Origin of the sequence: Morganella psychrotolerans (assembly GCF_965118875.1) — a bacterium.
Classification (GTDB): Bacteria; Pseudomonadota; Gammaproteobacteria; order Enterobacterales; family Enterobacteriaceae; genus Morganella; species Morganella psychrotolerans_C.
In genome coordinates this window covers 183,158-196,425 of the sequence record NZ_CBCPJD010000010.1, presented here as the reverse complement: position 1 = coordinate 196,425, position 13,268 = coordinate 183,158, and the positions used below count along the sequence as shown (strand labels likewise).

General features: G+C 47.2%; 12 protein-coding genes. 6 read left to right on the top strand and 6 right to left on the bottom strand.

What is annotated here, in order from left to right; all coding sequences use genetic code 11:
• Positions 1-46 precede the first annotated feature (46 nt).
• A complete protein-coding gene (locus ACMHKJ_RS11905; RefSeq protein WP_413494175.1) occupies positions 47-958 on the bottom strand; it encodes an EamA family transporter in 912 nt (303 codons plus the stop codon).
• A 476-nt stretch (positions 959-1,434) separates the two neighbouring features.
• On the opposite strand from ACMHKJ_RS11905, the gene fdhF reads away from it, so the two are divergent.
• On the top strand, positions 1,435-3,588 hold the full coding sequence (gene fdhF, locus ACMHKJ_RS11900) for a formate dehydrogenase subunit alpha (protein ID WP_413494174.1): 2,154 nt from the start codon (positions 1,435-1,437) through the stop codon (positions 3,586-3,588).
• 242 nt (positions 3,589-3,830) lie between these two features.
• Here the strand turns inward: fdhF and ACMHKJ_RS11895 are convergent, their stop codons facing one another.
• Positions 3,831-5,465 carry a sigma 54-interacting transcriptional regulator gene (locus ACMHKJ_RS11895; protein ID WP_082970734.1) on the bottom strand — a complete coding sequence of 545 codons (1,635 nt, stop codon included), beginning with the start codon at positions 5,463-5,465 and terminating at the stop codon, positions 3,831-3,833.
• Positions 5,466-5,878: 413 nt separating this feature from the next.
• On the opposite strand from ACMHKJ_RS11895, the gene hydN reads away from it, so the two are divergent.
• From hydN to ACMHKJ_RS11870, 5 genes are all read left to right on the top strand, one after another.
• Positions 5,879-6,427: an electron transport protein HydN gene (gene hydN / locus ACMHKJ_RS11890; RefSeq protein WP_413494235.1), complete on the top strand. Its 549-nt coding sequence runs from the start codon at positions 5,879-5,881 to the stop codon at positions 6,425-6,427.
• A gap of 10 nt (positions 6,428-6,437) precedes the next feature.
• A complete protein-coding gene (hypA, locus tag ACMHKJ_RS11885) occupies positions 6,438-6,779 on the top strand; it encodes a hydrogenase maturation nickel metallochaperone HypA (protein WP_413494171.1) in 342 nt (113 codons plus the stop codon).
• A gap of 36 nt (positions 6,780-6,815) precedes the next feature.
• The gene (gene hybG, locus ACMHKJ_RS11880; protein ID WP_067366708.1) at positions 6,816-7,088 is read left to right on the top strand and encodes a hydrogenase maturation factor HybG; all 273 of its coding nucleotides are present in this window, start codon (positions 6,816-6,818) and stop codon (positions 7,086-7,088) included.
• 345 nt (positions 7,089-7,433) lie between these two features.
• Positions 7,434-7,652, top strand: coding sequence for a hypothetical protein (locus tag ACMHKJ_RS11875; RefSeq protein WP_413494169.1), 219 nt, complete (start codon positions 7,434-7,436; stop codon positions 7,650-7,652).
• Between the two features lie 511 nt (positions 7,653-8,163).
• Positions 8,164-9,576: a sucrose-6-phosphate hydrolase gene (locus ACMHKJ_RS11870; protein WP_413494168.1), complete on the top strand. Its 1,413-nt coding sequence runs from the start codon at positions 8,164-8,166 to the stop codon at positions 9,574-9,576.
• 78 nt (positions 9,577-9,654) lie between these two features.
• Here the strand turns inward: ACMHKJ_RS11870 and frdD are convergent, their stop codons facing one another.
• The 4 genes from frdD to frdA are packed head-to-tail and all read right to left on the bottom strand — an operon-like array spanning position 9,655 to position 12,963.
• Positions 9,655-10,011, bottom strand: a complete 357-nt coding sequence (gene frdD, locus ACMHKJ_RS11865; protein WP_067366714.1) for a fumarate reductase subunit FrdD — start codon at positions 10,009-10,011, stop codon at positions 9,655-9,657.
• Between the two features lie 18 nt (positions 10,012-10,029).
• Positions 10,030-10,422 (bottom strand): fumarate reductase subunit FrdC, encoded by a 393-nt coding sequence (gene frdC / locus ACMHKJ_RS11860; protein WP_413494166.1) that lies wholly within the window; start codon positions 10,420-10,422, stop codon positions 10,030-10,032.
• 11 nt (positions 10,423-10,433) lie between these two features.
• A complete protein-coding gene (locus ACMHKJ_RS11855) occupies positions 10,434-11,168 on the bottom strand; it encodes a succinate dehydrogenase/fumarate reductase iron-sulfur subunit (protein ID WP_413494164.1) in 735 nt (244 codons plus the stop codon).
• Positions 11,161-12,963 carry a fumarate reductase (quinol) flavoprotein subunit gene (gene frdA / locus ACMHKJ_RS11850; RefSeq protein ID WP_413494162.1) on the bottom strand — a complete coding sequence of 601 codons (1,803 nt, stop codon included), beginning with the start codon at positions 12,961-12,963 and terminating at the stop codon, positions 11,161-11,163. The genes ACMHKJ_RS11855 and frdA overlap by 8 nt, the downstream gene beginning before the upstream one ends.
• Positions 12,964-13,268: the final 305 nt, after the last annotated feature.

Here is a 13,268-nt window from a genome sequence, read left to right as displayed (position 1 = left end):
AGTCAGTCTGCCCGGCTTTTCGCGGGCAGACTGACGGTGATATGATTCAGACTGCTTTTCTGTGTGTCAGCATCGACACCAACCGTTTACCGAACACCGTCAGAATCAGCCCCGCCATAATAAAGCCAAGACCAGCGAACTGCATCATGGTGATGGTTTCACCCAGCAACAGCGCACTGCTGGCAATCCCCGCAAACGGTACCAGTAAGGCAAACGGAGTGACCCGCCAGGTTTCATAACGGCCTAATAAACGGCTCCATAATGTGTAACCGACAAAGGTGGATAGATAGGCAAGATACATAATCGCGCCCACAGTCAGCAGGCTGATATGCGAGATACTGCTGATAATCGCGTCTGCACCTTCAACATACAGTGACATCAGAAGAAACGGGATAATTGGCACCAGTGCGCTCCATGCCACCAGGGATATTCCGTTACAGTCCGGCGTTTCTTTCATAATCAGTCGGTTGCAGATATTACCGCATGCCCAGGAAAAACCGCCTGCCAGCGTCATCATCAGCGCCATAAAAGGAATGTCCGTCAGGCTGCCGGAATCGCCGCCTTTTGCCAGCACAGTCAGACCAACAACCGCGACAATAATACCAATCACCTGGCTGAATTTAAGTGACTCTTTGAGGATCAACCCGCCGAGCACGATAGTGAAAAAGACCTGAGACTGGAGTACGACAGAGGCAATACCAGCCGGCATTCCGGCTTTTACGGCACTGAATAAAAACGCAAACTGACCGAAGCAGATTGTCAGACCGTAGATAACCAGGCGATTGAAGGCAATTTTCGGGCGCGGAATAAAAAATACCGCAGGGATCGCCACAAACAGAAAGCGCAACATACCGAGGAATAATGGCGGAATACCGGTTACCCCTACTTTAATGACCACGAAATTCACCCCCCAAATCACGGCAACCAGCAGGGCGATTAAAATATCATTAACTTTCATATCAGGTATTTATCTCTCTTTTATTATTTTGATAATACACGGAGCCACGCGCATTATCAGGCGGGAAAGAGCAGCAAAATTAAGTCATTATCATTGTAGAGCAGCGCCCCGGAACCGATATCGACAATCAGGGCGAAATTATTCATAAACTGTTATGAAATACGGGAAAAAAACGGCGTGCGGATGATTGATCACCATCATCATACACTTCTTTATCACAGTTATAATTCATCATGCAATTGTAAAGTTCCTGCCGATGTCAGTGTCATCACCTGATAGCGGTGATCAAAGTTCGACATTTTTGACGAGTTCGTCCGTACCGTCGCCCGTCACAGTCACTAATTATAAAAATAATATAAAAATATTCAATGGGTTAAAGAAATTCAGTTTAAATCTGAAAATTGGCATAAACCCTGCATGATTGGTGGCGATAAGGCGGTATTTATCCGCTAAGATACGATATAGGAGCAATGTTGATGGAAAAAATCATCACCGTCTGCCCGTATTGCGCCTCAGGTTGTAAAATTAACCTGAAGGTGGAGAACGGGAAGATCATTGGCGCGGAGGGCGCAAATGGTCACACTAATGAAGGAGAGCTCTGCCTGAAAGGGTATTACGGCTGGGACTTCATTCATGACACCAAGATCTTAACCCCCCGCTTAAAGAGTCCGATGATCCGCCGTGAACGCGGTGGCAAACTGGAACCGGTTTCCTGGGAAGAGGCGATTGAGTTTGCCAGTTCCCGTCTGTTGGATATTAAAGCGAAGTACGGCCCGAAAGCTATTATGACTACCGGGTCATCCCGTGGTCCGGGTAATGAAGCTAACTTTGTGATGCAAAAATTCGTACGTGCAGCGATCGGTAGTAATAATATCGACTGCTGTGCGCGTGTCTGACACGGCCCTTCGGTTGCAGGTCTGCAGCGTTCGGTCGGTAATGGCGCAATGAGTAATTCAATCGTTGAGATTGAAGATACCAAATGTATTTTTGTTTTCGGTTACAATGCCGCAGACTCACACCCTATCGTCGCCCGTCGTATTCTTAAAGCGAAAGAGAAAGGTGCTCAGATTATTGTTTGTGATCCGCGTTATATTGAAACTGCGCGTATTGCAGATATTCACTTACCTCTGAAAAACGGCTCTAACATTGCGCTTATCAATGCATTTGCGCATGTCATTATCGAAGAGAATCTGCAAGATAAAGCCTTTATCGATGCACATACAGAGCAATTCGATACGTATCGCGAGTTAGTTGCGCCATATACGCCGGAATCAGTGGAAGCGACAACCGGTCTTAAAGCCGATGATATCCGCAGAACTGCCCGCATGTATGCGAAAGCTGAAAATGCTGTCATTCTGTGGGGTATGGGTGTTACGCAGTTTTATCAGGGTGTGGAAACTGTCCGCGCACTGACCAGTCTGGCGTTACTGACCGGTAACATGGGTAAACCGCATGTCGGTGTCGGCCCTGTCCGTGGTCAGAATAACGTTCAGGGTGCCTGTGATATGGTCGCACTGCCGAATACACTGCCGGGTTATCAGTATGTGGAAGATAAAGCATCACTGGAGAAATTCGCCAAATTCTGGGGCATTGATAAAATGCCGGAAGAATTAGGTATTCCGTTAAGTGAAGTTCCGCACTTTATTGATGAAGGCGTGCTGAAAGCACACTACGTGATGGGTGAAGATCCGCTTCAGACTGAGCCGGATCTGGCAACTATCCGTCGTACCTTCGACAAACTGGATCTGCTGATAGTCCAGGATATCTTTATGACCAAAACGGCGGCAATTGCTGACGTTATTTTTCCTGCCACATCCTGGGGTGAGCATGAAGGTGTTTATACCGCAGCGGATCGCGGCTTCCAGCGCTTCTATAAAGCGGTTGAGCCGGTCGGTGATGTGAAAAAAGACTGGGAAATTATCAGTCTGATGTCCACCGCGATGGGTTACCCGATGCACTACAACAACACCAAAGAGATTTGGGATGAGTTACGTGAACTCTGCCCTATCTATTATGGTGCGACGTACGAGAAAATGGCAGATCTCGCGTATATCCAGTGGCCGTGCCGCGACGTTGATGACAGTGACCAGGGGACAGAATACCTGTATGACGGCGGGCAGTTTGATACCCCGAACGGCAAAGGGCAGTTCTATACCTGTGACTGGCATCCGCCGATTGACAAGCTGAGTGATGAATATCCGATGGTACTGGCAACAGTCCGCGAAGTCGGTCACTACTCTTGTCGTTCAATGACCGGTAACTGTAAAGCACTGGCTGCCCTGGCAGATGAACCTGGTTTTGTTCAGATCAATACTGCGGATGCGAAAGAGCTGGGTATTAAAGATCAGGAACTGGTTTGGGTGTCATCCCGTCAGGGTAAAGTTATCACCCGTGCGAACGTCAACGATCGTCCTAACAAAGGGGCGATTTACATGACTTACCAGTGGTGGATTGGTGCGTGTAATGAGCTGGTGGCAGAAAACCTCAGCCCGATTACCAAAACACCGGAATATAAATACTGTGCGGTTCGCATTGAACCTATTGCGGATCAGCATAAGGCTGAACATTATGTTGTTCAGGAATATACCGCTATTAAACGCCGTCTGCGTGAAGCAGCGGAAGGGTGTTAATTCCGTCATCGTAATATGATAAAAAAACCAGCGTTCAGAAATGACCGCTGGTTTTTTATTTTCTATAATTTAATTATTAAACTAACAATTAAACGGCATTAATTCAGTTTCTGATTTCTGGTAACAATATCGTGCATAAAGAATAAATGAACATATTGAGACAGGTGTTTTGTTTAATTGCGAAATGCTTTTTCTTGAGACGCATTCTTATTTAGAAAGTCATTATGAAAATAAATATCAGATTAATGATTATCTTCTTCAAATATATCCTGTACGGAAATACCTAACCGTTGCATGCGGGATAATAACGTAGTGCGTTTCAGTCCCAGACGCGTTGCTGCTCCCCGCGCCCCTGCGACCACACCATTGGTGGCTTTCAGCGCATCAATAATCCGATCCCGCTCTTCATCATCATTTTCCGGTGCGGTGGTCTGCATCCGTTTTTCCAGTGAACTTGGTGTTTCAAGCGCCGTTTTCAGGCGGGAAAGCTTTGGGATATTAAGCTCATGGAGCTGAATGTTCAGTGTGTTACCGCGCGTGAGGATAACCGCCCGCTCAATCACATTTTCCAGCTCGCGCACATTGCCGGGCCACGGATAACGGGCCAGTTTCTCCAGTGAATCGCGGGGAATACAGTCAATTTTCCGGTTCATCCGCTGTGCAATTTTTTGTGTGAACCAAGTCGCCAGCAACGGAATATCTTCAGGGCGGTCCCGCAGCGGCGGGATCCAGATAGGAAACACATTCAGGCGATAGTAGAGATCTTCACGAAACTCACGGTCATCCGTCATCGATTTCAGGTTACGGTTCGTGGCGGCAATCAGACGGACATCGACCGGGATAACCTTATTACCGCCAATCCGTTCAATTTCCCGCTCCTGTAACACCCGCAGCAATTTTGGCTGGAGATCCAACGGCATATCACCGATTTCATCCAGGAACAGAGTGCTTTTATCTGCCATTTCAAAGCGGCCGATATGGGTTGTGGCAGCCCCGGTAAACGCCCCTTTATCATGCCCGAACAGGTCGCTTTCCAGCAGCCCGGACGGGATGGCCGCACAGTTCATTTTAATCATACTGCGGTGATGGCGGGCGCTCAGACGATGGATTGCCCGGGCGATAAGTTCCTTCCCGGTGCCGGTTTCACCGAGGATAAGCACGGTGCTGTCACTGTTGGCAACCAGATCCACCTGCTCAAGAATGTTGCGCATTGCATCACTCTGGAAAATGATTTCACTGAAGCTTTCATTATTATGAATCTGTTCATTCAGCCACAGATTTTCATGTTTCAGACTGTCTTTCAGACGGGTAATTTCCCCGTAAGCCGCCGCATTATCGACAGCAATCGCAAACCGGGCTGCAATTTGTTTAAGCAAATTACAGCTGTCATCCGTGAAAACAGTATTGTTTTCATGGGATAACACCAAAACACCAAGTGGTTTATGGTTAAAGGCCAGGGGGAGCAGCAGTGTTTCTGACATTCCCTGGGCACAGACATGCTGATATAACGGATCTTGTGTTCCGCTGTTGAGTGTCAGCCGCATAGGCTGATTGCTGTCAAGCACCTGCGCCAGATCAGGGTGCAGCTCATTCAGATGATACAGTGTTTTCTCAACCGGCTTGGAACGCTGATAATAACTTGAATAACAAAGGTATACAGCAGAACTGTAGTTGTCACACAGTGCAATACTTATCTGGCTCAGTCCGAAAAACCGGTGAATTTCACGGGATACTTCAGCAACTAATCCATCCATCTCCAGATGGGACAGGACAGAATTTGTGATATCAACCAATATTCTGTACTGGTCACGTTCATGGCGTATGTGTTCGGTCTTTTCAGTATTGTCCACAACGTCTCCGCTCGTCTTCGTCTTCATCATTCCTGATCGGACGGTTTGCTCTTAAAAATAATCCTGCTCTGAATAGTTATAGGTATAAATAAGTTTCAGAGAGGTAATAACCATTATTGTAATGACTCTATAAAAAAAGAATATCGTTGTCTGATTTAAGTTTGATCCAATCCCCTATTTTTCTTCGGGGTGAAAACTTAATATATTATGACACATAACGATAAAGAAATTATCGTCAAAAATGTCGAATCGTGTGACGACTATTTTTAGTATGGTACGCAGTTCGACAGTACTATTTATTAATACGCTGATTTCACTGGTTTTTAAAAAAAATGCAGAACTGGCACGATGCATGCTTATTTCCTGATTATTCTAATCAGAAGATGGCTGCACCGGGAATGCTGGGTGTGGGGTCGTCGTGTATCATTCAGGAGAGTATGATGAACCGTTTCATCATTGCAGACCCAAAAAAATGTATTGGCTGTCACACCTGTGAAGTCGCTTGTGTCGTTGCCCACCAAGAGCAGGAAACCGGTATTGAAACCATGGTTCAGGATGGTTTTTTCCCCCGTATCCATGTGATGAAAGGGTACACTATCAGTACGGCGGTTGTATGCCGTCAGTGTGAAGATGCACCATGTGCCAATGTTTGCCCGAACGGCGCTATCAGTCGTAAAGATGATTTTGTTTATGTCGATCAGTCAAAATGTATCGGCTGTAAAACCTGTGTTATTGCCTGTCCTTACGGCACAATGGAAGTGATCAGCCGTCCGGTTGCGCAGATGGCCACTGCACTGAATACTATCGCTCAGTATCGTGCTGAAGCCCATAAGTGTGATCTTTGTAATACACGTGCGGGCGGCCCTGCGTGTGTGGAAGTATGTCCGACACAAGCATTGATCGTTGTTGACCGTAATCGTATGGATGAGATTGTAAAAGAGCGTCGCCGGCGTGCAGCATTTGAAATGCCGGCTGATCTGATGTCCTGAGGCCCGGCTGATGCATGAAGTTACGTTATGTCAGAATGCGCTTGATATTATTGAACAGCAGGCAAAACAGAGCGGGGCGCAGCGCGTTACCGGCGTCTGGCTTGAACTGAGTACAGTGTCCTGCATTGAAAAGGACGCACTGCATTTTTGTTTTGATATCGTTTGCCGTGATTCGGTGGCGGAAGGTGCTGAGCTGCATGTTACCATTGTACCGGCACAAGCCTGGTGCCGTGATTGTCAGAAGGCCGTCAGTGTGCCCGGGTTAAGTACCGGATGTCCGCATTGCGGCAGCCATAATCTTCAGGTAGACAGCAGCGACGCCATGCAGGTGAAGCAAATCGAAATTGAATAGTCCCGTAAGGGCATTTTAGCAAATCAGGAGCCGGTTATGTGTTTAGGTATTCCCGGGCAAATTGTCACTGTAGGTGAATCTGCGACAGACAATGCGCAAGTTGAAGTATGTGGTGTCAGACGGGATGTGAATATCGCGCTGGTTTGTGAAGGTGAAACGGCAGCTATGCTGGGCAAATGGGTATTAGTGCATGTTGGTTTTGCAATGAGCATTATTGATGAACAGGAAGCCCGCGATACACTGGATGCCTTGCTCGCAATGGAAAGTGTTGAAGAAGATGTTTCTTATTTTCTGCGTGGTAACGCATAGAGTTTCTGATATTTTTTCGATTTTTATAAAAAAAACACCCGAAACATCATCGGGTGTTTTTTTTATATTACTATGATTTTATTGGTTAATATTTGCACGTAATGGTCGCTGCGTTTAAATATAAGCAGTATTAATATTTGATGTTTGTGTTTATAGAGTAAAATACTTTTCATCGCGAATTAAATAACCATTTAGAACTTTGTTTCTTTATATTTACGGGGCTATAATACGCCACACTACATTACTTATGTAGCGAAACAAAAAGTGGCGATAAGCATATTATCGCAGTACTTTAATACGGATATATCAAATTATATTGCCCGGGAAGGGCGTAAAGGATTAAAAATGAAAGAATTAAACTTCGTTGAAGTTAATGCAGTTTCTGGTGCCGGCCGTCTTCAGGACGCTATGACTTCATTTGGTGGCCGTATCGGTACTAAATTTGGCGGGGAAAAAGGTGCAGCACTGGTTTCTGGTTTGGGTAACAAACTGGGCGGCCGTGTTGAAACTGCTCTGAAAGGTATCCCTGTTGTTGGTAAACTGATCGGTAAATTATTAGGTTAATTACCGCTTTTTTTATGAACAAAAAAATAACAAAAGTTAGTCATGTATTTTTGAAAACGTCTGTTTGTATAAACGTTAATTTCTATTTCTGAACAGATCCTGTCAGAAAAGAACAATCTGATTTTTGTTATGTATAAACCCGCATATATGCGGGTTTTTTGTTTTTTTCTTATCGCACAATTATCTGGTTTGTGCTAAAAACTAATTATAAAATTAAATAGTAGTGATATTGAAAACCTGTGATTTAACCCGGTAGTATGTAACTTCATTATATGTTCACGAAGTTTTCATTCCGGTATCAATGCGGTTATCGGTTATTTACCGGACAATAAAATCAACCTGATGGCAGACAGTAAGGATATACCCTTGTTCATTCAAACTTCAGGCTCATTGGCTGCATCCTGAATGACGTTGGGTATAGATTCTGAATTATCTGAGCGGGATGGTACTCGCATTCAATACCGTGTTTATGGTTTCATGGTTTCTGAGAGATAAAACCGAGGATAAGTATATGGTTCAGGCGACGCTGCTGTCAGGGATTATTCAGGCTTTAATGAAGCATCAGGGGCGGGCACAGCGGGATCCGCATTATCCGGGCTGGCATGCGGCACCTGTCTGCGGTTTGATGAATGATCCTAACGGGTTTATTTATCATAAAGGTCGCTGGCATCTGTTTTATCAATGGAATCCTTTTGGCTGTGAACATGAGAAAAAATGCTGGGGACACTGGCACTCAGAAGATTTGGTTCACTGGACTCATGCACCGGTTGCGTTGTTACCTTCCGGAAATAATGATTCCGGCGGGTGTTTTTCCGGAAGTGCCGCAGATAACGAAGGCACCCTGACGCTTTGTTATACCGGCAATATTGAATACAGCGACGGCTCACGAGCGGCCAGGCAGTGTCTGGCACGGGAGAAACCTGACGGCGGATTTGAAAAATACGGACCGGTACTCGGGCTGCCCGAAGGATATAGTGGTGATGTGCGGGATCCGAAAATCTGGCGGCATAATAACCGCTGGTATATGGTGCTGGGCGCCCGCGATAATAATGATAAAGGCAGAGTGTTGCTGTATGACGCCGCAGAATTAGGTGACTGGACGCTGCGTGGTATTCTGGCAGGCAGTCATTATGGTGGCCTGGGTGATGCGGGATATATGTGGGAGTGCCCGGATCTGTTCAAATTGAACAGTGAATGGGTTTTATTATGTTGCCCGCAGGGAATGCCCCGTGACGCAACCCGTTTTCTTAACACCTATCCGAGCGCTTACCTGGTCGGGCAGTTTGATTATGAAAGCAAAATTTATAATCATAAGCCGCAGATAAATGAGGTGGATGCAGGGTTTGAGTTTTACGCGCCGCAGACATCACTGGCAGAAGATGGCCGCCGTATCATGATTGGCTGGATGGGCGTGCCTGATGGTGAGGAAATGTTGCAGCCGACGATAAAAAATGGCTGGATCCATCAGATGACCTGTCCGCGTGAATTATCATTGCGCAAAGGGCATTTGTATCAGCAACCGGTTGCCGAGCTTAAACAACTGCGCGGCGCTGGCGGGCAATGGTCAGGTGAGGCGGATAATGCACTGGAACTGAATGCCAGACGCCTGGAAGTTATTATCAAACTGACCGGACCGCTTATCCTCAATTTCAGCAAACAACTGATTTTTTCCTATGACGGACAGGAAATCCGTTTATCACGCCGCAGTCTGATAAGCGGAGTTTGGCTGCATCGTTACTGGCAGGGTGAAGTGACACAACTCCACATTTTCACTGATCATTCCAGTGTTGAGATTTTTATCAATGATGGTGTTGCGGTGATGAGTAACCGTTATTTTCCTGTACAGCCCGCCACACTGAGTTTCCGCGGGCTTTCTCATGTTCAGCTCAGCTATTGGCAACTGAATATGGCAGAAGTGGCATAATTATTATGCAGTAAATAATGATGCAGTAAAAAGACCGGCTCAAAAGAGCCGGTCTTTTTTATCAGGCAGTTACCGTGATTACAGGGTAAACACACCAATCACAGCCATCACACTGAGGATCGTGGCTAAACCATAAAACACCCAGCGTCCGGCAGGGACGTGGATTTTCAGGTCATGCATACAGTGATGGAGACGGTGAAGCGCACACCAGATTGGCAGGATAATCATCAGCAGCAGGAATACTTTACCGATGAAGCTCTGACAAAATGCCAGAACCCGCCCGTAATTAAGCGCACCATGTGCAATATCAAACGGCAGCATAAAGGCCAGCAGCACAATAACGGCAGGTGCGACAATCGCACTCCACATACCGCCCGCACCAAACAAACCCCAGAAAACAGGTTCTTGTGAGCGTTTCGGATTTGGATTAATCATTTTCGGCTTCCTTCCTTATCACAGCAGTGCAACGGCGAGAATAGCGGCGTTCACAATGATGGTAACCACCCAAAGCCCGCGTACAACCGGCTCCGGTCCCATTTTTTCATTTTTAATGACAATGTTGACAGCCTTGGGTGCCAGCTGAAACCAGGTGACAGTGTGCAGCAGTGTACCGGCAAGTGTCAGGATATTGATTAACACCACAACCGGGTTTTGCAGCAGATGGACATAACCTGCCCAGTCAGCGGGACCACCTTTCAGGCAGTAAACACCGTACATCACCAGCAGGCTGAACCACAGCTGAACAATCGCTGTACCTTCCCGCACCATGTAAAAACGGTAAAAACCGAGCTTATTCCACCATGTCGGTGTCATTTCACGCACATAAGGTTTACGTTTGGTCGTCATTTCTCTCTTCCTTATTGTGGTTTCAGACGGGCAATAATAAAGTCTTCCGCACTGGCGACTTTCCCCTGCTGAATTGCTGCCGCCGGATCCACATGTTTCGGACAAACTTCAGAGCAGTAGCCCACGAATGTACAGCTCCACACCCCGTTATCACCATTGATTTGCGCCATGCGCTCTTTTTTACCGTGGTCACGGCTGTCAGTGTTGTAACGTTGAGCAAGCGCCAGGACACCCGGCCCGAGAAATTCCGGGTTCAGCCCGAACTGCGGACAGGCGGCGTAGCACAGACCACAGTTAATACAGCCTGAGAACTGATGGTATTTCGCCATCTGTGCCGGTGTCTGATTATTCGGTCCTTCAGACGGCTTGCGATCATTGCCGAGAATGTAGGGCTTAATCGCTTCCAGACTCTCAATAAAGTGAGTCATATCGACCACCAGATCGCGCTCGACCGGGAAATTCCCCAGGGCGTCAATTTGCATACCTGCCGGATATTCGCGCAGGAACGTTTTGCAGGCGAGTTTCGGTACTTTATTGACCATCATGCCGCAGGAGCCGCAGATAGCCATGCGGCATGACCAGCGGTATGAGAGGTCAGGAGCCAGGTTATCTTTGATATAGCCCAGCGCATCAAGCAGTGAAGTCTGCTCATCGTAAGGCACCTGATACGTCACATTATGCGGCTCACTATCCGTTTCCGGGTTATAGCGCATCACGGACATTTTCAGCATTTTCATCTCAGCCATTGACGTTTTCCTTCTCTTTATTCGCCTGTTCAGCCGCAGCAGCTTCGCCGCCGTAAACGCGTTTTGCCGGCGCGGATTTGGTGATTTTCACATCACTGTATTCCAGGTGCGGCGAGCCATCCGGATTATGGAAAGCGAGGGTATGTTTCAGGAAGTTGACGTCATCACGCTCTGTACAGCCTTCATCCAGACGCTGGTGGGCGCCACGGGACTCTTTGCGGTTAAGCGCCGAGTGCGCCATACATTCCGCCACATCCAGACCAAATCCTAACTCAATGGTATACAGCAGATCAGTATTGAAAACACTGGAATGATCGGTGATTTCGACCCGTTTAAAACGCTCTTTCAGCTCCGCCAGTTTATCGACAGTTTTCTGCATCAGTTCCGGCGTCCGGTAGATACCGCAGCCTTCTTCCATGGACTCGCCCATTTCATCGCGCAGTTTCGCCCAGTTTTCTGTGCCCTTCTGGTTCATCAGCGCTTTCAGATTGTTTTCGATATCCGCTGTGCGGGCGTCGATAGCATTACTGTTGGCGGAGTGAGTTTCCTGTGCGTGTTTTGCCGCTTGTTCCCCGGCCAGACGACCAAAGACCACCAGCTCTGCCAGTGAGTTTGAACCAAGGCGGTTAGCCCCGTGCAGACCGACAGACGAACATTCACCGACCGCAAACAGCCCTTTGATCCGGGTTTCACAATGCTGATCAGTTTCGATGCCGCCCATAGTATAGTGCGCGGTCGGACGAACCGGGATAGGCTCTTTTACCGGGTCCACACCTACGTAAGCTTTTGACAATTCACAGATAAAAGGCAGGCGCTCAAGCAGTTTTTTCTCACCGAGATGGCGAAGATCCAGATAAACCACATCACCACGGTTTGTTTTCACGGTGCGGCCTTTGCGCCACTCATGCCAGAATGCCTGGGACACTTTATCGCGCGGTCCGAGTTCCATATATTTGTTTTCAGGATGGCCGAGCGGGGTTTCCGGTCCCATGCCGTAATCCTGTAAATAGCGGTAACCATCTTTATTGACCAGTATCCCGCCTTCACCACGGCAGCCTTCTGTCATCAGAATGCCTGAGCCCGGCAGACCGGTCGGGTGATACTGGACAAACTCCATATCCCGCAGCGGAACACCGTGACGGAAGGCCATTCCCATACCATCGCCGGTCACAATGCCGCCATTGGTGTTATAACGGTAAACGCGTCCGGCACCGCCGGTTGCCATAATGATTGAGTTGGCGCGGATCTGAACTTTCGTGCCTTCCATCATATTGAGTGCCACCAGACCACGCGCCCGGCCTTCATCTACAATAATATCGAGGACAAAATGCTCATCAAAACGCTGGATCTGCGGGTATTTCAGCGAGGTCTGATACAGCGTATGCAGCATGTGGAAGCCGGTTTTATCGGCGGCAAACCAGGTCCGCTCTATTTTCATCCCGCCGAAGCGGCGGACATCCACGGAGCCATCTTCTTTGCGGCTCCACGGGCAGCCCCACAGTTCCAGCTGCGTCATCTCAGCCGGACAATGCTCAACAAAATACTCAACTACATCCTGCTCACATAACCAGTCGCCCCCGGATACCGTATCATTGAAATGATAATCATAGGAATCATGGGATTGCGTCACAGCCGCAGAGCCACCTTCTGCGGCAACGGTATGGCTGCGCATCGGGTAGACTTTTGAGATCAGAGCAATTTTCAGGTGCGGGTTGGCTTCAGCGGCAGCAATTGCTGCCCGTAACCCGGCACCACCAGCCCCGATAATTGCGATATCGGCATTAAAGGTTTGCACTGTGCTTCTCCATTGTTCAGGTAAATCGAAAGTTAAAATGTAAAAAAAAATCTAAAACGAATATTTAAAATTGTTATCAGTAACCGAATCCTTTCAGTTGATTGGAATGCCAATCATTCGCGGTTACAAATCTGTAATAAAAATGATGTCTTATCTAAAGTATAACGAATAGCGGATCGTTTAAATTTGATGTAACCAAGGGTTTTCAACGCTAATTGAACGTTTTTTGGGATGATTACCTTGTAACTTAGCGTGATAACTCGAGTAATTATTTACTTGTATATTATTTTGTTTATTTTACGTTA